This is a genomic window from Lewinella sp. 4G2 (genome assembly GCF_001625015.1).
GTDB lineage: Bacteria > Bacteroidota > Bacteroidia > Chitinophagales > Saprospiraceae > Neolewinella.
The window spans coordinates 3607818-3627780 of the sequence record NZ_LVWJ02000014.1 but is presented as its reverse complement, the minus strand read 5'-3'; the positions used below and the strand labels follow the sequence as shown (position 1 = coordinate 3627780).

Below are 19963 nucleotides of genomic sequence, written 5' to 3'. Positions count from 1 at the left end.
CTGCCCCTTAACACAAATGCTTCCCGCCTGCCGTTTCTGCTCCATGATCAGATACCTCCTGCTGTTAGTTCCCTTTCTTTTGAATAGTCAACTTGACGCCCAATCCTATGATGTTGGCTTAGGCCTACGGGTTGGTACGGATATTGGCGTGACGGCTCAGCTACGTTTGCCCCAAATCCATAAGAATTTCGTGCTGGAAGGGATCATTCAATCCAGCCTCCTCAAGAACCAGGGTAACCTGACGCTGTTGGGAAAGCAGCACCAAAACATCCTATCCCGCCGGGTAAACCTCTTCTACGGTGCTGGCGTCCACACCGGTTGGACGGACGAGTTGAACAAGGACGGGGAGCTCGCCAAGCGGCCCTTCGGTATCGATGGCATCATTGGGGCGGAGATCACCTTCGCAAGAGTCAACGTGAGCTACGACTTTAAGCCTGCTATCAACGTCCGTGGCGGCGATAGAATCCTGGATACGCAAACAGCAGTAAGTGTGCGCTACGTTTTAGCTAAGCGCAACGATGTGTGGCCCAAGAAAAAGCAACGCGCCAACCAGCGGGAACGCAACCGCAATCGCCGCGATAAGGACAAGGCTAAACGCAAAAAGCAACGTGAGAAGAACAAGGGCGATAAACGCTGGTACGAAGTTTGGAAGTCCAACTAGCGTAGACCGGTATACCACCCCACGGATCGTTGGTAGTTGTAGCAGATAATGGTTACGTCAGACAAGTAGAGTGGGTAATTCCTGGCCCTATTTCCGGTAATGCTCCAACGAATAGTCATCTAGCCAAATCTCTTGCTTCGGCCAATTATGGATGTAGGTCTTCAGGTAGGTGCCAGGATCGATGGTGCGGGGGAGGTGGACGTAGAAGGAAGCTTCCCCCCAAACTTGCGGTTGGCCGGTGTTCCAAATATTGCCATCCTCGTTCCCCACGAACACGGAGATGGGGACGCGGCGGGAGAATAATAGCTCATCATTACCATCACGAACTTCCGCCACGAGCGTACAGAGGTTGTCCCGGTTGGGGTAGGCAAACTTATTCTCCAGGTAACCGTGGAGGCCCACTCGAAAGTAATCACCAGCCATATCTCCACTTAAGGGAAGCCGCTCCGTCAGGTTAAAAAATTCACTGGGGGAATGGTAGGCGTAATCGCCGGTCCTGGCGTAGTAGTCACTCACTAGATCGCCTAGCTCGTTTCTATTTTCAAATGAAGTGCTGTCCACACGCTGAATCAGCCTGAGTTTGCTCTCGTTTGGCTGCAAGCTATTCGTGTGATAGGCCCGGAGCCCGTTCATACTGTTGCTGAGCTTACCGAAGCTGGCGAAGTAAAATGCCTGGTTGTGCCGTTCCGACCAAATGTAGCCCTCCCGCGATTGCCAGGTCTGGAATAGATTGAGGGCACCAAACAGGACGAGAGCAGTCACGGGTACCCACTTCCACCGTCGGGAACCCAGCAGAACCGCAAAGGCTGCCGCCAGCGGGAAGGCCAGGTAAGGGTAGGTCTCTACCATCGGTCGCTGCCCCAGGCTGGGGAAGTAGTTGTATACGTAGTAGCTGTAGTGGATCCAACACTGTAACACGACGAAGGAGAGGATGGGGAGTAACCAGCCCTTCGCGTACCGGCGCAGGTAAAAGAGCCCTACCAGGGCGAAGGCCATGATTGGCGTATAGATCAGCCAGCCATTGTCGAACGCGAAAAAGGCCTGCCAGACTCTGGGCTTCAAAAAGTTGAATCCTTCCCCTTGGTAAGGATTGAAAATGAAGTGTCCGCTTACGTAGTACCAATAGGCAATCTGGAGGGAGAAAACTGTCCCGAATCCAATGATGGCGGGGATGGCCAACTTCACATTCTTCAAGATGAAGTCCAGTCTTTTTTTGGCGGTCTCCCAGCTGCTCACGCCCCATACCACGGGTACGAGGGCGGCGACGATCTCTGGCACCCGCGTCAGCGCAATCAAACCGACGATCACGCCGAGTAAGCTGGCACGCCAGAGCGATGGCTTGTCCCAGAACTTGACCGTTGCGTAGAGCAGCCATGTGTGCAGGAAAAAGAGGAACCCGTGTGACATCGTCACGTAGTTCGTGTGGTAAAACAAATTTGTCGCGGCGACCAGTGCTACGCAAACGATCGTCACCGTGCGGTTGTCGAAGTACCGTTTCAATAAACCGATCAGCAGCCAAAAGGCCAAAGTGACGTAGGCGATGATGGAAAAGCCAACGGCTAGTACGTAGGGCCGCGTCCAGCCATTGGCCTCGTATTTGGGGGAAACACTGGCATACAGGTGGCCGAGGGCGAAGAACGGCGTTTCGAGTACCGGCACGCCAACGGTGTACTTGATGTAGCGGCGGCCCTTCTCCGTCAGGCGAACACCGTAGATATCCTCCCGCGGGTCTGCACTTGATGGGTTGACTTCCCGCAGCGTTGTGATCGTCTTATCGTAATCACCGACGTCTCCGTGCACGAAAGCGCTGACTACGTGCATGTAGTAGAAACAAGAATCACCGTGGTACAAGGTGTTCTCCCACCGGTCGATCACCAGGTTGCCGGTAACCAAGAAACCGGCGATAAAAAGAAGGAGCAGGCGGGAGTGCGTCAATTTCAGGTATTGGGATCAGCAAAGATAAGCGACGGCCCGGCATGGCATTGTTGAATTGCCTTAAGGCACTATGGCCTCCAGCCGCCAATTATCGTCCCCGGGAATACACTGAGCCCGGAGTCGCTGGTGGCCGTTGCGGCCGAGTTGTAGGACGTCGACGGTGAGCAGCCTACATTCCAAAATGACAAAATTCTCGGCGGCATAATTCGTCTCCTCCTGCGAAAGCTTGTCCCAGTCCTTCGGTAAGTCGTCTGGTGTGTCGGTGATTATCCGTCCGGGAGCGGACCGGGTAGCGTATGCTTTGCGGCTGTGCTTGGGAAGTGACAGGTATCGCTGTCGAGCAATGGGACCATCCAGTATAGTTACCTCACCCAGCGCCGTTACCTGCACACTACTGCGTGGGTCCCAAAAGCACCAGCTAAGGTAAGGGCTTCTTTGCCGGAGGTCATCTACCTTGAAACTGCGGTGGTCAGTATACGCCGTAAGTACTCCAGCAGTACGATCTACTTTGCGCAACACGACCGTGCGGGATCGCGGAGCGCTGACCCGTATGCCGTCAGGTAAAGTGTAACTGTGATCCGTAGAGATCGTAGCCGTGCTGAAGCGGTGCTTTTTATCGGCGCTGCCTCGTTGCAGGAGTTGCCAGGCAAGGTTCCATAGTTCACTAGTTGATTCCTGCATGGGCGGCTTATCAGATGGCGTTAATTAGACTTCGTAAAATATAATCCAAGTTGCTACAAGGATTTTCCTAATTAATATTGGGTGGTTTAACGGTGGGCAGCTAAATTTGCGACTCAACGAGACAATTTCAGCTCAAAATTTTCCTTAGGAAATTTCTAACACTTTGAGCTGTGACCTGCAAGAGATCCGGCCGTCAAATGGTCGTCTTCTGAAGCGAACAACCCTTAGATGGGTTCACAGAACGACGGTAAGATTTCTTCATGATATGAATATGGGTTTTAGGTGTTTTTCTAAGAGGGCTCAACGCTTACGTTGAGCTCTCATTTTTTTGCTGCACCTTTGGCCAACCATGGCTGCACCCCCAATCAAGACTTACCGGCTCGGCGAATTGGCCAACTTCATCCAACGTGTCTTCGCGCTGAATTTTCAGCAGGCAGTTTGGGTCAGCGCCGAGATTGGTCAGGCTAATGACAGCCGGGGTAACTGTTGGCTTACCCTGGTGGAGAAAGAAGAAGCTTCCGACGCTGTCAACGCGAGTCTCAGTGCGGTAGTCTGGAAGAGTAGTTTGTCATCCCTCCAACGCAAATACGGCATCCGCATCATGCGGGACCTGTTGCAGGACGGTACTTCCGTGCGCCTAAAGGTGTCCACCAGCTTTCACCAACGCTACGGTCTGCGCCTCGTAGTCGAGGACATCGACCCCAGCCACACCATTGGTGAACTGGAGCGCCGCCGCCAACTGACCCTGGAGAGGCTGAAGGCGGAAGGATTGCTCAGCAAGAATCGGGGGATAAGCCTATCCGCAACGCCCTTTAAATTGGCGATCATCTCCAGCGAAACGGCGGCCGGCCTGGCGGATTTCAAGGCTCAGATCGCCGCCAACCCCTACGGGTACCAGTTTGATCTACGGCTCTTCACGGCCGCCATGCAGGGCAACCGCACGGCACCGGAGATCATTTCACGCCTTAAGCAAATCCGACAGTGGCCGGAAACCTTCGATGCGGTGATTATCATCCGCGGCGGCGGGGGCAAAACTGATTTGGCGGCATTCGACGATGAAGACCTGGCCCGCGCCGTGGCGGACTACAACCTGCCCGTTCTTTCCGGCATCGGACACGAAACCGATATGGTAGTGTTGGACGCCGTCGTCCATACGAGCCTGAAGACGCCGACGGCCACCGCGGTATTTCTCATCGAGCGCTTGGTCCGTGCGGAGTCTCACCTAGTTAGGATTGGTCGAGAGATCGGCCACCTCACCCGGCAGCTACTATACCGCGAGCAACCGAAGTTGGAAAGATTACAACTCATGCTCAAGCACACCGCGAAGGCCAGCCTACAAACGGAAGGGCAGCGGCTACAGCGCGCTCGCGAGCAATTGGATCGACTACCGACGATCATACTCGACCGAGAGGAGACCAAACTCACCAGCCTGGAAAGCCTCCTCACCGCCCTCCGGCCCGAGACCACGCTGGCCCGTGGGTACAGCATGCTTACCCAGGACGGTAAATTGGTCACCTCAACCGCTGAACTTAAAGCGGGCTCCGTAGAGGCAAGATTTAAGGATGGGCGCGCCCAACTTACTGTACAGGCCACTGGCGGAATTAGTGAGTGATAGCATCACCGCCTCATTGTGAAAGCCTATTGGTACAGGAGGGATCCAACACGAACCATCGTGGACCCTTGTTGCAACGCAATCTGGTAGTCGCCGGACATTCCCATGCTAATTTCTTTAAACGCAGCGATTTCGCCTAAGGAAGTTGTTTCCTTTAGAGTTTCAAAGGTCTCTCGTAGTAGCGCAAATTCTTCCGCAATATCCTCATCGAGTTCCGTGTAGGTCGCCATACCCATTACTCCTACGAGATTGACCTTGCCGGAGAGCTCATCAAGTTTAAGCTCACGTAAAATTGCCGCAGGTTGGGTAGGGGAGAGTCCGTATTTAGAGGCTTCCTGTGCAATGTGGAACTGCAAAAGCACCGAAATGGTACGGTCATTTTTCCGCGCCTCCTTGGCAATCTCGAGGATCAGCCGGGCACTGTCTCCACTATGAATTAGGTGGATGAAAGGAGCGATCGCTTTCACCTTATTCCGCTGCAGGTGGCCAATGAAATGCCAGCGGATGTCCTTGGGTAAGGCAGCGTGCTTTTCCACAAGTTCTGGAACGCGGTTCTCTCCGAAGTCTCGTTGACCCAGGTCGTACAGCGCCTGAATTACCTCTAGTGGTTGACGCTTGGTGACGGCGACTAAGGTGGCGTTGGCTGACTCAACTTCCGCTTTTACGGCTTGGTACATTTCGACATTTAGCATTTTAAGAGTTTTTTGCCAGGTTTTAAGAATTAGCACACAATTTTATGTGGCAATACTTCCGTTCTTTGAAATAGTTGAGAGAGGGTAAGAAAACACGCTCTCGACGATACTATTACACAACGTATACACACACTTAGAAACAATCAAACAATGACTTACCTGATCGAAAAGAATGCTCGCCGCCACCGTCGCAACGCCAAGCTGATGACGGCACTGATTATGATCACCCTTATCGCCACCACTGCTTACTTCACCGGGGCGCTGGATCAAGTCCTGTTGGAATGGATTCACCAGGGCGAAGTAGCGCTTCCTCAGGCCCCGGTAGCCGCAGCGTAAACATTTCGCGCTTCGAACAGAAAAGCCCGGTGGCCAATGGTCACCGGGCTTTTTTATTGCGGATGTCTTGTGTTTACTTAACCTCGAACAACTCTACGTCGAAGATCAAAGCAGCGTAGGGTGGGATCTTGGGAGCGGAGCCCCGGGCACCGTAGGCCAGGTTGTAAGGAATGAAGAAACGGTACTTCGCGCCTTCCTTCATCAACTGTACACCTTCCGTCCAGCCAGGGATGACCTGATTGAGACCAAAGCTGATGGTTTGTCCGCGGTCTACGGAGCTGTCGAATACCGTTCCGTCGATCAGGGTGCCGTGGTAGTGTACCTCCACGGTTTCGGTAGCCGATGGGCTGGCGCCGGTACCTTCTTTTAATACTTCGTATTGTAGACCGGATTCGGTGACCTTTACTTCGGGGCGCTTAGCGTTCTCTGCGAGGAAGTCTTCGCCATCTTTGCGGAGTTCTTTGCTCTCCTCTTCCTGCTTGGCCTGCATGAAATTTTGGATGATCTTGTTAGCTTGGTCCGGTGAAATGGCGGCGGTGTTGGCGAGCCCTTCGGAGAAACCTTTGGCAAATTCGTCGGCGTTCACGTCGGTGAATCCTTGGCCGGATAAGTTCTTGGAGAGGACCACACCGAGTGCGTAGGATACTGAATCCATGTTGAGAGGGGAGTTTTGGGCAATCACATTACCCGTGAGTAGGCACAGCAAGATGCCCGTAAAAAGTTGTTTCATTTGGTTGGCTCTAGCTCATTGAGCAATTCGTTGTACGGAGTAGCCGATTCCGGATAGAATTAGCACCGTCGTACCAGCGAAGAACAACGTAAAGGAAGCGTTGGGGTTGAAACTTTCAACAAATTCTCCTGTCAGTAGGGCTAGTTCCTGGTTCATTATCCCAATGCCGGCACCTGCGTCAGCGCCCAGCAAACCGAGAGTCAGACCCACCGCCGAAAAAGTTAACCCGAGGGGAATTCCGTAAGCAAATAAGCGCGCCGTAACCGTGCGCAATCTGGCGGCCTTAAAGGCAGCGTCCAGCCGGACGAAATGGAAGTAGTTGGACAGTAGCAAGGTGAAGACGAACGCCAGACGGAAAAGCGGACTCGTCCAAAACCAGTAATCTACCAGTTCTTGTCCCCGCCACGCCATCACGGCGAGTAGGAAGACCAGGGTAGTCAAAATTGGGCGCATCGTTTCGGTCCATTCTGTACGGTAGATGGGCGTGAACACCAACAGACTAAGGAAATACACGACGTAACTAGCCGTGCAAACGCCCCAAAATACCGGCGCCTGCAAGCCCCCAAATAGCGCCGCCGTAACGGAAAATAGCGCAAGGTAGATTACTGGAGTTACCCAAGACTGACTGCGTAATCCCTTGCCGTACAGCAAGATACCGGTGGTGATCAACAGTAAAAGAGCAAGATACTTGACGGTGTTTACCGCCGCCACCTGCGCGAGCGCGTTTTGCAACATTGGTTCCTCCGCAAAGTCGGTCCTACTCTCGTACCAGGCGAGGTAATTATCGCGGCCGCCATCGTCGAGATATGCGTAAAAACGCAACAGACTGATACGCGCCTCATCGAGGTCGATGTCTACTTCCAGCGCTTGGTAGTACTGAGCGGTGGTCAAGGTCGATCCGTCAGTCGAATCAACGCGCTCTTCCCAGTTGGGTAAGTGGGCTTCCAGCCATTCGCCCAGGGCGTAGTTGAATACATTGGCCAACAGCAGGCAGAGGAAGATACCGGCCAGGCGTTTAGGCATTCTTTTCGGCGGATTCAAACAGGTGAAGCAGGTCGCTCAGCCGATCTTTCAGTTCGGACCGGTCAATGATGAAGTCGAGGAAGCCGTGTTCCAGCAAGAATTCAGAGGTCTGAAAGCCAGCGGGTAATTCTTTTTTGATGGTTTCCTTGACCACTCGCGGGCCGGCAAATGCGATCAGTGCTTCCGGCTCGGCAAAATTGATGTCCCCCAGCATGGCGTAGCTAGCGGTTACACCACCAGTGGTTGGGTCCGTCATCAGGCTGAAGTAGGGGACGCCTTCCTTAGCCAACTGACTGAGTTTGACGCTCGTTTTAGCCATCTGCATGAGGCTGAAGGCAGCCTCCATCATCCGCGCGCCACCGGATTTGCTAATGATAAGTAGGGGCGTACGGCTCGTCCGCGCTTCGTCGATGGCGAAGGCAATCTTCTCACCCACGACACTACCCATGGAGCCACCGATGAAACTGAAATCCATACAGGCAACTACCAATTGGCGACGGTTGATCTTGCCCCGGGCTACCCGAATTGCATCGATCAAACCCGTTTTCTTCTTTGCTGCCTCGAGGCGGGAGTCGTAGGTTTTCAGGTCTTTGAATTTCAGGATATCGACGGCCTTCATGTCCGCCTGGTACTCCTCATACTGCCCGTCAAAGATCACCTCAAAGTATTCCTCCGATCCAATCCGCTCGTGGTACTGGCAGTTGGGGCACTTGTACTGATTTTCGCGTAAGTCCTTGGTTGTCACCGTTTCGGTGCAGCGGGGGCACTTATACCAAAGACCTTGAGGGGTATCTTTCTTGTTCCTGGTCGTTGTTTGGATTCCACTCGTAAGGCGTTTAAACCATCCCATGTGCGCTATTTAGATTGGCGCGAAGATACACTTTATCCCCCCTTTTGCCCGTATCGGCGCCGGGTTGAATCCCACTTATCCATTTCATGCGCTGCCGCGGGTGCCGGGTAATTGGGACAAGACATAGGGTAGCGCGAAGATTGTGGACACATCCAGGATTTTTTGGGATCAATCCGCCCTTATATGTGGTGGCGACGGACCGAACACGCTACCTTAGGCGCTGTTTAACATTGTCATTACGGTATCACGCGTAATGGTACTTGCATTCATTAACCAACTACTAAACATGCAAAAATTACTCTTTTTGGGCTTGATGTCCTTGATCACGCTTTCCAGCTGCGTCAGCAAAAAACAATTTGAATCCGTCCAAGCTAAGCTGGATGCCCAGCAGGAAGAAATCTCCAAGCGGGATTTGGAACTCAATCGCTACGCCGAACGCCTCGCCGAATGTGAACGCCGTGAAACTGCCCTCCAGGGCCAGGTTAATAACGCGGAGACCCAGGTTCGTATCCGTGAAGAGCAGATCACCGACCTCAAGCAGCAGCGCGACAATAGCGTACAGCAAGTGGGCGACCTAACCGTCCTCAGCCAGGGAGCGAACCAGAATATTGGTAATACCCTCAAGCAACTGGAAGGTAAAGACCGCTACATCCGTCTCCTCCAAAACGCCAAGTCCAAGGCTGACTCGATTAACCTCGCCCTGGCCATCAACCTGAAGAACGTACTTAAGGACGGTATCGAGGACGACGACGTCAACATCCGCGTCGACAAAACGGTGGTCTACATCAACCTTTCCGATAAGATGCTTTACAAGTCCGGTAGCTACGAGATTACCGACCGCGCCGGTGAAGTGTTGCAGAAGATCGCCACCATCGCTAAAAGCCGTCCCAACCTTGAGCTTATGGTGGAAGGCTACACGGACAATGACCCCATCAACTCCGCCTGTGTGAAGGACAACTGGGATCTCTCCGTTCTCCGCTCTACCGCAGTAGTGAAAGCCCTGCAACAGAACTACAACATCGACCCCAATCGCCTGATCGCCGCCGGCCGCGGACAGTACAACACCCTGGCCAGCAACGACACGCCCCAGGGCAAAGCGACGAACCGCCGCACGCGAATCATCCTGTTGCCAAAACTGAACGAGTTCTACGATTTGCTGGACCCCGCGAAGGTCCCCGAATAACGAAGTACCTGCCCGATAGCCGCGAACACTGCGGTCATCCAAAATAAGCCCGGGAAATATTGGCCGCCGCACCAGCGATTGGCGAATATCTCCCGGGCTTTCTCTATTTTGCCAGCAACCCCACCGTTTGGTGCCAAAACCCCACTTCCCATGAGACTGATGCAACACAAGCGCGAAGCCTATTGGTTTTACCGCTACCTCTCCGTTTTCTACGACAAACTCGTTAACCCACTTTTCTGGACGGAAAGAATGCGCGAAAAGGCGCTCGATATCGGTTACTGGGATGATGCCGAAGACCTAAAGGTGATCGACGTGGGATCCGGAACCGGATTTACCACCGAAGGCATTGTGCAACGCGTCCCCGCCCGAAACGTCACGTGTGTGGATCAAAGCCCCCACCAAATGGCGCACGCCAAGGCTAAACGCGAGCTAGCGGGCTGCTCCTGGTACGAGGGCGATGCCGAGAACATCCCCTTCCCCGACGATACTTTTGACCGCTACGTTTCCGCCGGATCGATTGAATACTGGCCAGATCCACAACTGGGCGTCAACGAATCTTACCGTGTTATTAAACCCGGTGGCTGGGCGCTGCTGATTGGCCCTATCGAGCCGGTCAATCCCATCAGTAAGTTCGCAGCGAATACATGGATGCTCTTTCCACCGGAAGAGGATTACCACGAGTACTACCGGGAGGCGGGCTTCAAGAACGTCCAGTACACCTACGTAGCGCCGCACTGGCAGGAGAACGAACGCTACGGCATCGCCATCATTGGCCAGAAGCCAGCCGCTGGACCATCCCCCTCCACCTACCGCTCCGTGGCTCCCGAACAGAGCCTGGTGGATGCATCGCCCGAAGGCTACTCCCTTGGTCGTGGACTACTCCTGGCCGGAAGGGTCCTGGCTGGATCGGCCGCGGGATTCATCTTCATTCCAATGGCCCTTTTAGCATCAGTCACTGCACCGCTGCGGGGGATTGATGCCGAACCGGAACCACTGAACGATCATCAGAAAGTAGTACTTGTAGGTCTGGGCGTAGCTATTGGTGCGTGGATGCTCCACAAAGCTTTCGGTAGAAAATAGGGTGGCACCATCCAGGCAATTATACCCGAATAGTTTGACCAGCTTTCCACTTTACCCACTCCTCCTGGCTGGATGTGAAATATATGCGCATGCAACTTAATCAGAAGATCAAAGACTTCTACGATGCTTCCACGCCGCTTTGGTTAAATACCTGGGGTGAGCAGATGCACCACGGTTACTACGGCCCGGACGGTAATCGTGAGGTGGACCACCAGCAAGCGCAAGTCGACATGATCGAGGCTTTGTTGGAGTGGGGCCAGTGCCCGATCAAAGTCAGTCGTTTCCTCGACGCCGGATGCGGGGTCGGTGGAAGCAGCCGCTACCTGGCGCAGCGTTTCCCTGACGCCGTCGGATTGGGCGTGACGCTCAGCCCCGTCCAGGCCAACAACGGGCAACGGTACAACCGAGAGGCTGGCTTAAGCGACCGCCTCACCATTAAAGCGCAAGATCTGTTTACCCTTTCACCCGAGGATGTTGGCACCTTTGACATCATCTGGAGCATGGAATCCGCCGAGCACATGGCGGATAAGCAAGGGCTGATGGATCTCTTTTATTCCCTCCTCCGCCCTGGTGGGCAACTCCTGATGGCAACCTGGTGCCACCGGGAAGAACCACCGGCATTATCTGGCAAGGAACAGAAAATCCTGGGCAACATCTGCAAGCTGTATCACCTGCCTCCGATGGTGGCCATTTCAACTTTAGGAAAGGCGGCAAAGCTATCCGGATTCAGCAACGTCGCCACCGACGATTGGTCCAAAGCCGTAGAGCCGTTTTGGGGAGCGGTCATTGAAAGCGGATTAGACCCCAGGAATTGGCCGGGGCTGATTAAAGCAGGTATGTCCACCATCAAGGGCGCCTGGGCAATGCGGTACATGCGTCAGGGCTTCACTTCTGGAGCGATTGCCTACGGAATGGTCCGCGCAACAAAGCCCGCCGGATGATCACTTTCCTCAGGTTTGGCCGGGCACACACTTTGATTGGTACAACGCTGTCCTTACTGGCCGTCTACCTGATTGCAACCAGACAGTACGGTATACATGATTGGGGGATGTTCGCATGGTCCTTGTTCGTATGTCTTGCCGCCAACGTATACATCACGGGCCTGAACCAACTCACGGACGTTGAGATTGATCGGATCAACAAACCCTATCTACCGCTAGCCAGCGGTGCCTACACCATCGCGCAGGGTAGGTGGATTGTCGGCGTTTGTGGTGTTCTGGCGGTGATTGGGTCCTTGTGGTACCCACCGTATCTACCGCTCACCGTACTGTCTAGCATCGCGCTCGGTACGGCTTACAGTGCCGATCCTATTCGGCTAAAACGCTTTCACTTTTGGGCTGCCTTCTGCATTATCGTCGTGCGGGGGCTCATTGTTAATTTGATCCTGTACTTGCACTACGCTAAGTATCTGGGCGAAGCCGCAAGCGTTCCTCCAATCCCCCCAACGATCTGGTTGTTGACGGCGGTAATTTTTGTTTTTGGCGTCATCATCGCCTGGTACAAAGACTTGCCGGATACGGAAGGCGACGATGCCCATGGTATCCGCACCTTATCCCTCATCCGTTCTAAGGACTGGGTTTACCGGGCGGGTGCCATCTTGCTATCTTTCACATTGCTGGTAGCGGGTGCGTATGCGTTGGCCCAACATCAGTATTATCTGGGCGGAGGATTGATCATTTTACTCGTCGGTTTTGGGGTGAATACCCGTAGTTTGGATCTCACCGATCAGGCTTCCATCGCTCGTTTCTACCAGGGCACTTGGGTGGTATTCTTTGGAATCTACCTGGTGTTCGCAGTGTTTGGGTAACCTATTTTTACCCTTTCACTTGGCACCTGCGTCAGCGCCAAAATGACTTACTAGTACTTTTTCTTACTGATCTTATTGTAGGTGATCTGTTTCTGCGCTTTGCTCTTGAAGCGTTCTACACCCGTTGTCCGCAGAGACCGATGTTTGGTGGCACGGCCTTGAACGCGTGCCCGCCAGCGCTTCCAGCTGTTCAGCTTCAGTTCGCGCTTCATGAGTTTGATGACTTCCGCTTCGGTGAGGCCGAATTGAAATTCAATGGCGGCAAATGGCGTGCGGTCTTCCCAGGCCATTTCAATCACCCGGTCGATATCCCTATCGGTTAATTCTTCTTGCATACCACTATAACGGCTGCGGGGAGAATTGTTGAAGCCTAATTCATGCGGTTGCGCTTCACCAGGTACTGCTGTAGTACCGGACGGAAGCCAGCGTTGATGTCTGCCTCGACGTAGTCAATATCGTACTGGAGGCACTTCATGCGCAGTCGCTCTTTGTACGCGACGACTTGTTCTACGTAATATTCTTTGACCTGATTGGGCTGCAGCTTAACGCGCTCGCCGCTTTCCATGTCGATGAATTCGTAGGGCCGGTTTTCAAATTCAAAATCAATCTCCTTTTTCTTGTCGACGGTATGGAAAAGCACCACTTCGTGCTTGGCGTGTTTCAAGTGCTGTAGCGCCGCAAACAGATCCGCTTCACGTTCGCCGTCGTCAAACATATCACTGAAGATGATGACCAGTGAACGGCGGTGGATACTTTCCGCAATCTGGTGGAGCGCATCGGCGGTAGCCGTGTTCACGTCGCGGGTAGGGTTATCAATGATATTCTGCAGGTAAGTCAACAGGAGCCGGTAATGGGTCGTGCTGGACTTTGGCCGGGTGTGGATGTCCACCGTTTCGTCGAAGGTGCTGAGTCCAAACGCATCTCGCTGCTTCTTCAATAAATTCATTAAGCTCGCGGCGGCCAGGGCACTGAAGCGGATCTTGTTGATGTAGTCCTCACTGGTTTGCGTCACTTCGGGGAAGTACATGGAGGAGCTGGTATCGATCACTATCTGGCACCGCAGGTTCGTCTCCTCCTCGTAGCGCTTGGTGTACATCTTATCCGTTCGTGCATACACCTTCCAGTCTACGTTCTTCATCGGTTCCCCCTGGTTGTAGATGCGGTGCTCGGCGAACTCTACGCTAAACCCGTGAAAGGGGCTTTTATGCAGCCCAATGATGAAACCCTCGACGACCTGCCTGGCCAACAATTCAAAATTTCCTAAGTCTCTAACCTGGTCGTTCGTGATGAGATCCATCCAGTAATATTTGGGGTGAACAAGGGCGCTGCCGCGGGTGCAATGAAATTGGCGAGAATAAGTGGTCGCCGCCGGGCGGGCAAGGTAACCAACCGTCGAGGACTTTCCCACGTTTGTCTATACGTAACGCCCACTCTTTCGGTTGCGGTACTAACTTGAAGCTATGATTGGTAAAGTAAAACAATGGCTGGGCATCGAAGGCGTAAAGCTGGAGCTCATCGTCCCACCTGAATTCAGCCCCGAGCAGGGTAGGGTGTCGGGAACGATTCGGCTGACGAGTAAACACAGCCAAACCGTAACGGCATTCAAACTGGCGCTCATTGAAAAGTACTCCCGCGGCCGCGACGAAGACGTGTTGGTAGACGAATACCAACTCGGCGAAGAAGTAATTCGCAGGAAGGTAGAGGTCCCGGGCGGCGGCGTACCCGTTGATGTGGATTTTGTGCTCCCCTTCGTCCGGATCAGTTCGCCGGTGGAAGAATTTGGACGTCGCAACCCACTCTTTAAGGGGCTAGCCTGGGTCGCTAAGAAAACCCGCAACGCTTCCTCCGAGTTCCGCATCGAGGCTGAAGCCCAGGTAACGGGCGTTGGTTTGAACCCTTTCGATAAAGTTGTGCTGGAAGCGTAGCGGTTGCTTGATTCTGCTGACGCTGTAAGAGGCAATGCGCAATTCAGCTTTCGAAGTATCCCAAAATAGAAATGCTCCATCCCGCAAGGAATGGAGCATTTCATTTACCGGTACAATAGCTCGAAGCTAATGCGATGGCATCAGTAAGTACTACCGCTTCAGGATAGTAACTGCGCGAGCCGCCTGACCGTTTACGACCATCTGTACGTGGTAAGTACCAACGGCGAGGTCGCTGACGTCAAGTGCCTGGAAGTTGTTACCTCCTTGGCGAACACCCAGATCACGGTTGATCACCCGGCGGCCGAGGCCGTCAAAGATGGATACGTGTACGTCACTTGCCGTAGGCAGGTTAAACTCTACACCGAGCTGATCAGTAGCAGGGTTCGGGAAGAAACGGAGCATATCCAGCTGGGCGAAGTCACGGACAGCAGTGGTAGATTCCATGATCTCCTGACCGAAGCTGATCCATTCGATGTCGATGTCACCGGAGAAGAGGCCTTCACCATCATCCGGGTACATTACGATCGCCGTGATGCGCTGACCGTCCACTGGGCAAGGGCCCATGGAGCAGGCAGTACCACCGTATCCCCCATCTTCGAAGCTGGCGCCACCGTAAGTAAAGCGGTAGTTAGCGAACTCCTCACCCATGATGGTTTGCTCGGAGCCGGCGTTGGTAGATTCAAAGCCTGCTTCGTCCGCCATATCGATGCGGATATCAACACCTTCATCGCCTTCGGCCAGGTTGCGTACGCGAGCGCGAACAAACAGTGTGTTGCTGGAACCGACAAGGTCAGCCTTAGCGGCGCCACCGTCGGCATCCTGAAGGTTCAAGCGAACCTGCTGGAATGGAGTAGCTGTTCCGTCACCAGTAATGGTCAGGATGTCGTTGTCCACAGCTGCAGCAAGGCCGCTACCACGTACTTCAAACGCACCGGCTGCATTAGCCAGCGTATCGCTAAAGTTGACGATACCTACAGCGCTTTCCACGTCACGCCCTTCGATGGGTTGGCCGATGGAGATGTAGTCAATTTCAATGTTACCTTCGAACATACCTACACCGGGGCGGACGTACATGAAGATGCTCTTAATGGCCGTAGCATCAACGGGGCAAGGGGTGTCAGGGGAACAACCCTCAGCACCACCGTAACCGAAGTCAGTGTAGTTGCCGCTGAAGTTGTACTCGTAAGTACGCCACTCGCTGGAGATCGTCTTGACGATCGTCGTGTTGTTGGAGGATGACAATCCAGTCGTATCCGCTACGTCAATACGTAGGGTTTGCGGTGCACCGTCCGTACGGGCACGGATGAAGAGCTTGTTCTGTGCTTCCGTGAAGTCAAGCAGACGAGCAACGCGGGCCGTATCCTGGTCATCACTTGGGTCGTTGAAGTCGTAAGAGATCGTACCGAACTGTGAAGAGGTACCGTTACCGGCGATGTTCAGTGAGCCACCAGACTCAGATACTTCGAATCCTTCCGTCGGGCCGGTAAAGTCCACGCGGTCGTTGTCAAAATCATCAACGTAGATCTGAGGGGCCGCGGGCTCTGGTGGGTCAAGAGAAACACCGAAGCTAATGTAGTCAATGTCAATCTGGCCGGCAAAGGCACCGGTGCCCGGATCGATGTAGATCAGCAGTTCTTTAATGTTCTCACGGTCAAGCGCACAGGGAAGATTCTCTTCCGTACACGCAGTACCTGGGAATGCGATAGCGTTGGCTTCTTCAAAAGAATACTCGAATACGCGGAAAGTATCCGCCAATTCGAAACGGACCGCCTGGAGGTTGGAGCTCAGGTTATCAATGTCCTGAATGTCAACCCGGAAGACCGTACCTGCGGTTGCTGCACGAGCTTTGATGAAGATCGAAGGCTCGTCCGTCATGTCCACCGGCGTCAGCAGGTAATCGGGAGCGGGGCGGATCTGGTAGGCTAATGGCTGGAATTCACCGGAAGTACCGTCACCACTGATGGAAACGTGCGTCAATTCACCATTCTCATCCGCCGTACGGCTAACGGTAAAGGGATCGGGAACGAAGCCAAAGTTGGCCGCGGAAGAGTCGCTGTCCATCAAGTCCTGGTAAATGTCGGACATAGGAGCTACGAAAGGCGCCTCACCGAGAGCGATGAAGTCCAGTGCTACTACAGCGGTGAAACCTGGGAACGTTGGGTCCGGGTACATGAACGTAGCCTGAATGGTGGACAGGTCTACATCCGGATTGCTCACGGTGGAGAAGTCGAATTCGTAAACAACGTAGTCCGTAGTCACCTCAACCGTGATGGGCTGCATGTTACTGAAGGTGCCGTCACCATCGACGAGGTCGAAACGTAATGGCGTTCCATCTTCACTGGCCTTTGCGCGAACAAAAAGGCTTGGGGATTCAGTGATGTCAAACTGGCCACCAAAGTCAAAGTAAACACCGGCGAAAGCGCCGTTGGTACCCAGACCGGTGATGGTTGTTTCATTGTTAGCCTCCGCAATGGCGAAGTTGGTGTTCATGGCATCGGATACGACACCGTCGTCGAACTGATCGACGTAGATTGGTTGCGCCACCATTCCTGCCGAAAAGCAGAGGGCGAGGCAAATGAGTAAGAGTTTTTGCATGCTACTTGAGTTTTAAAAAGCGATTAAAGTATAAAGGTTGAAGGTGCCCCCGAAGTGGGACCTTAATTGATTCGATATTGGTAGCTCACATGGAATGAATTTTGATCCAAATGAGCTGCAACGGCGCTACTGTTGCTCTACTAGCTTGAGGTTGTCCACGTTGATCTCGACGCGGGCGCCGGTATCGTCACTATCCAAAAGTTGGACCTTGTAAGCAACAATCTTACCGGGGTCTACAACATTGCCGTTAAAGTTCTTGAAATTCACTAGCGGGATCTGGCGCGTTGTCCACCCCGGATCATTGAGCCTGATGGCAAACGTAAAGTCACCGGGGTTACCAGCGAGCTCCTTGAAACTAATGCCTAACCAGGTATCGCGGCGCCCGTTACTATTGACGTCTATTTCCACAAAAGTGTTAGTCACGGTGGAGGTAATTCCAATGGAGTCGGATTCAGCGGTAATCAGTGATTCCGCGCTGCCGACGAATCCTCCAGCCTCTTTTACGCCTGACAACTGAAGGAAATTTCCGTCAATGGGGGAGGGGAAAGAGTTTTTAATTAGCGCTACCGTACCCGCCCGTTGGTCAGTTGACCCTTTCAAACGGAGGTCGGTGGTGGTTGGAATGAAGCCATTGCCATCAAAGTCAGTGATGAGGCGACGGGTAAATGTGCGGAATGCAACGTTCGATTCAAAGTTGCCACCGTTTGCTTGTACCACGAGAAAGCCAGATACGACACCTTCCGGGACGATTACCACCATGCTATCCTCCGCGGCAAAAAGGATCTCTCCCTCAATACTGTCACGGCGTTCCATTTCATCCATGGGTGGCTCACCCGTACGGAACCACACTTTCAACGGTGGAGCAAAGAAGTTTTCACCGAGGATCGTGAGGGTATCACCCGGGTCCGCACTTCTGGGGCTAAAGGACTGAATGCCGGGAGGTAACTCGGATACCAGGAATGGGAAGGTGAAGGACCCACCATCCGTACGCACCGTCACCGTAGTCTCTCCCAGTGGCGTCCCGACGGGAACACGAAAGAGTAGGGCGACGTCGGAGTTATAAGCCGTATTGAAGGCAATCGGCGTGCCGTTGAACAACAGCTCACGAATCTCTCCAATGTTATTGCCTTTGAGGACAATTAACTCCTCCTCAGAACCGAATTCTGGTTCCACGGAAATGAATTCCGGCTCCGGCGTGTTGTCACAGGACGTTATGGAGAACACGATAGGAAGCAAGAAAGCTAATAGAAGGGTATGCCGTAGTTGCATGAATGTGTAAGTCTAGTATAGGAAACGCAAGAGTTTGTGGCCCACTACGTCCGCCTAATGCCGACGTAGTGGGTGACGTCTATTTGATAATTAGTAACCCGGGTTCTGCGTCAGATTCGGGTTGAGCTCCAGTTCGTTCGCGGGAAGTGGTTGCACCAATTTCTCGACGGTGAGGGTCTTACCGGCCAAACGCATGAGCGAAACGGCAGCTTCATCACCCTTACGCTTGATGTCGAACCAGCGCTTGCCTTCAAACATATATTCGCGGCGGCGCTCAAGATCAATGTCTTCTAACGTAATAACCTCCAGTGGCTCTAATCCAGCGCGGATGCGAATAGCATTGAATACTTCCAGCACCTGCGGGTCGAGAGAAACTCCACCGGTTTTGTTGGCTTCGGCCTCAGCGTATACGAGGTAGGCATCGGAAAGCCGCATCAGGCTGGCATTCTGGGGAGTACTCATAAAGCAAACATCCGGGCCGCCGCCGATGACGTACTTTTTGATGTTGGCACCAGATCCACCGGCACCATTATCTGGGTAGATGTAACCTTCACCGGGGTTGATGTCTTTGTATTCGTTGCCCGCTTCCATGAGCGTCCAGTAACGGCGAAGGTCACCGTCCTCCCAAATATCCTGCGAGGTAGTACCGGAAGCGCCCGTCTGTGGAGTAGTGGGAAGCACTACACCCCAACCATCACCAGCTCGGGTGATGTCCTGGCCAAAGGGAGCAAAGAATGCCTGACGCATGTTACCCGTCCCCCAGTTGCGACAGCCAGCGTACTGAATCTCGAATATGGACTCCGCGTTGTTATCGGAGATATTGGGGTCCCAAAGATCGCCGTAGTCTTCTAGCAGAGAGTAGACACCGGAGTCAATAATGTCTTTAGCCAGGGCGCTAGCTTCCTCATGCTCACCAAGGGTGAGGTGCACGTAGGCCAGGTACATTTTGGCTGCACCGATGGTGGCGCGGCTATTCTCGGTAGAAATGGGAAGATCCGTCGTGCCGGGTTCGAGATCCGCTTTAATAAATGCGTATACCTCGTCGACGGAATTCCGCGAAGGCAGTAGGTCATCCTCAATCTTGGGGATTTCGGTAATGATCGGTACGCCACCGTAAACCCTTACAAGGTTGAAGTAGGAGATGCCCCGAAGGAAGCGAGCTTCCGCAATGAGTGCGGCACGCTCCTCGTCGGTCATAGTCGCTTCAGGAGCTTTATTGATGACGATGTTCGCCAGCGTAATTGCCCGGTAATGTGCGTTCCAGTATGAAGCAATATTACCGTTATTGGCGTTGGTCGCGAAGTTGTCGATTGCGTCACCTCCCGCCCGGCGGGCATCATCGCTGGGAAGCTCTTCTACCGACCAGGCCTCACCGTAGTAACCCTGAGATTGAAGGGCAGTGTAGATGGCCAGTGTCGCTAAATCGACCTCCTTCTGGTTTTGGAAGAAGTTATCTTCTGCGACCGTATCGATGGGCTGGCGGTCAAGAAACTCTTCCCCGCAACTGAAGACGGAAAAGGCTAAGCCTGTAAGTAAAAGTGTTTTCTTAAGCATGATGATTTATTGTAAATGCACAAATAAGGT

General features: G+C 53.4%; 19 protein-coding genes. 8 read left to right on the top strand and 11 right to left on the bottom strand.

The features are described from left to right. Nucleotides 1-43 precede the first annotated feature (43 nt). On the top strand, nucleotides 44-661 hold the full coding sequence (locus tag A3850_RS14945; RefSeq protein WP_157501243.1) for a hypothetical protein: 618 nt from the start codon (nucleotides 44-46) through the stop codon (nucleotides 659-661). A gap of 87 nt (nucleotides 662-748) precedes the next feature. Here A3850_RS14945 and A3850_RS14940 read toward each other — a convergent pair whose 3' ends face one another. Beyond that, nucleotides 749-2596, bottom strand: coding sequence for a glycosyltransferase family 39 protein (locus A3850_RS14940; protein ID WP_068218158.1), 1848 nt, complete (start codon nucleotides 2594-2596; stop codon nucleotides 749-751). 60 nt (nucleotides 2597-2656) lie between these two features. After that, nucleotides 2657-3277 (bottom strand): hypothetical protein, encoded by a 621-nt coding sequence (locus tag A3850_RS14935; RefSeq protein ID WP_068218155.1) that lies wholly within the window; start codon nucleotides 3275-3277, stop codon nucleotides 2657-2659. 349 nt (nucleotides 3278-3626) lie between these two features. Between A3850_RS14935 and xseA the strand changes: the two genes are divergently transcribed. After that, nucleotides 3627-4889, top strand: coding sequence for an exodeoxyribonuclease VII large subunit (gene xseA, locus A3850_RS14930; protein WP_068218152.1), 1263 nt, complete (start codon nucleotides 3627-3629; stop codon nucleotides 4887-4889). Between the two features lie 26 nt (nucleotides 4890-4915). On the opposite strand, the gene A3850_RS14925 is transcribed toward xseA, so the two are convergent. After that, entirely contained in the window at nucleotides 4916-5581 is a 666-nt protein-coding gene (locus A3850_RS14925) for a YggS family pyridoxal phosphate-dependent enzyme (RefSeq protein ID WP_068218149.1), read from the bottom strand. Nucleotides 5582-5731: 150 nt separating this feature from the next. On the opposite strand from A3850_RS14925, the gene A3850_RS14920 reads away from it, so the two are divergent. Beyond that, nucleotides 5732-5917, top strand: coding sequence for a hypothetical protein (locus A3850_RS14920; protein WP_068218146.1), 186 nt, complete (start codon nucleotides 5732-5734; stop codon nucleotides 5915-5917). A gap of 73 nt (nucleotides 5918-5990) precedes the next feature. On the opposite strand, the gene A3850_RS14915 is transcribed toward A3850_RS14920, so the two are convergent. The 3 genes from A3850_RS14915 to accD all read right to left on the bottom strand — a co-directional run bounded on the left by A3850_RS14915 (nucleotide 5991) and on the right by accD (nucleotide 8520). Beyond that, complete coding sequence (locus A3850_RS14915) at nucleotides 5991-6572, bottom strand: FKBP-type peptidyl-prolyl cis-trans isomerase (RefSeq protein ID WP_068219840.1); 582 nt, start codon at nucleotides 6570-6572, stop codon at nucleotides 5991-5993. Between the two features lie 90 nt (nucleotides 6573-6662). Continuing rightward, nucleotides 6663-7670, bottom strand: a complete 1008-nt coding sequence (locus tag A3850_RS14910; protein WP_068218143.1) for a hypothetical protein — start codon at nucleotides 7668-7670, stop codon at nucleotides 6663-6665. Beyond that, nucleotides 7663-8520, bottom strand: coding sequence for an acetyl-CoA carboxylase, carboxyltransferase subunit beta (gene accD, locus A3850_RS14905; RefSeq protein ID WP_068218140.1), 858 nt, complete (start codon nucleotides 8518-8520; stop codon nucleotides 7663-7665). Before accD ends, A3850_RS14910 begins: the two co-directional genes overlap by 8 nt. A 286-nt stretch (nucleotides 8521-8806) precedes the next feature. Here accD and A3850_RS14900 point away from each other — a divergent pair, with 286 nt between their 5' ends. The 4 genes from A3850_RS14900 (at nucleotide 8807) to A3850_RS14885 (ending at nucleotide 12590) form a co-directional block, all read left to right on the top strand. Then, on the top strand, nucleotides 8807-9703 hold the full coding sequence (locus A3850_RS14900) for an OmpA family protein (RefSeq protein WP_068219837.1): 897 nt from the start codon (nucleotides 8807-8809) through the stop codon (nucleotides 9701-9703). Between the two features lie 150 nt (nucleotides 9704-9853). After that, a complete protein-coding gene (locus A3850_RS14895) occupies nucleotides 9854-10783 on the top strand; it encodes a methyltransferase domain-containing protein (protein WP_082921841.1) in 930 nt (309 codons plus the stop codon). A gap of 89 nt (nucleotides 10784-10872) precedes the next feature. Next, the gene (locus A3850_RS14890) at nucleotides 10873-11724 is read left to right on the top strand and encodes a methyltransferase domain-containing protein (RefSeq protein ID WP_197494070.1); all 852 of its coding nucleotides are present in this window, start codon (nucleotides 10873-10875) and stop codon (nucleotides 11722-11724) included. Then, a complete protein-coding gene (locus tag A3850_RS14885) occupies nucleotides 11721-12590 on the top strand; it encodes a homogentisate phytyltransferase (RefSeq protein ID WP_068218133.1) in 870 nt (289 codons plus the stop codon). The genes A3850_RS14890 and A3850_RS14885 overlap by 4 nt, the downstream gene beginning before the upstream one ends. 50 nt (nucleotides 12591-12640) lie before the next feature. On the opposite strand, the gene A3850_RS14880 is transcribed toward A3850_RS14885, so the two are convergent. Together A3850_RS14880 and A3850_RS14875 are read right to left on the bottom strand one after the other, a co-directional pair. Next, nucleotides 12641-12925: a TIGR03643 family protein gene (locus tag A3850_RS14880; protein ID WP_068218130.1), complete on the bottom strand. Its 285-nt coding sequence runs from the start codon at nucleotides 12923-12925 to the stop codon at nucleotides 12641-12643. Nucleotides 12926-12960: 35 nt separating this feature from the next. Continuing rightward, nucleotides 12961-13887: a DUF58 domain-containing protein gene (locus A3850_RS14875; protein WP_068218127.1), complete on the bottom strand. Its 927-nt coding sequence runs from the start codon at nucleotides 13885-13887 to the stop codon at nucleotides 12961-12963. Between the two features lie 163 nt (nucleotides 13888-14050). Between A3850_RS14875 and A3850_RS14870 the strand changes: the two genes are divergently transcribed. Beyond that, nucleotides 14051-14515, top strand: a complete 465-nt coding sequence (locus A3850_RS14870) for a hypothetical protein (protein ID WP_068218125.1) — start codon at nucleotides 14051-14053, stop codon at nucleotides 14513-14515. 150 nt (nucleotides 14516-14665) lie between these two features. On the opposite strand, the gene A3850_RS14865 is transcribed toward A3850_RS14870, so the two are convergent. The 3 genes from A3850_RS14865 to A3850_RS14855 form a co-directional block, all read right to left on the bottom strand. After that, nucleotides 14666-17110: a T9SS type A sorting domain-containing protein gene (locus tag A3850_RS14865; protein WP_068218122.1), complete on the bottom strand. Its 2445-nt coding sequence runs from the start codon at nucleotides 17108-17110 to the stop codon at nucleotides 14666-14668. A 126-nt stretch (nucleotides 17111-17236) separates the two neighbouring features. After that, nucleotides 17237-18334: a hypothetical protein gene (locus tag A3850_RS14860; RefSeq protein WP_068218121.1), complete on the bottom strand. Its 1098-nt coding sequence runs from the start codon at nucleotides 18332-18334 to the stop codon at nucleotides 17237-17239. Nucleotides 18335-18469: 135 nt separating this feature from the next. After that, on the bottom strand, nucleotides 18470-19933 hold the full coding sequence (locus tag A3850_RS14855) for a RagB/SusD family nutrient uptake outer membrane protein (protein WP_068218119.1): 1464 nt from the start codon (nucleotides 19931-19933) through the stop codon (nucleotides 18470-18472). Nucleotides 19934-19963: the final 30 nt, after the last annotated feature.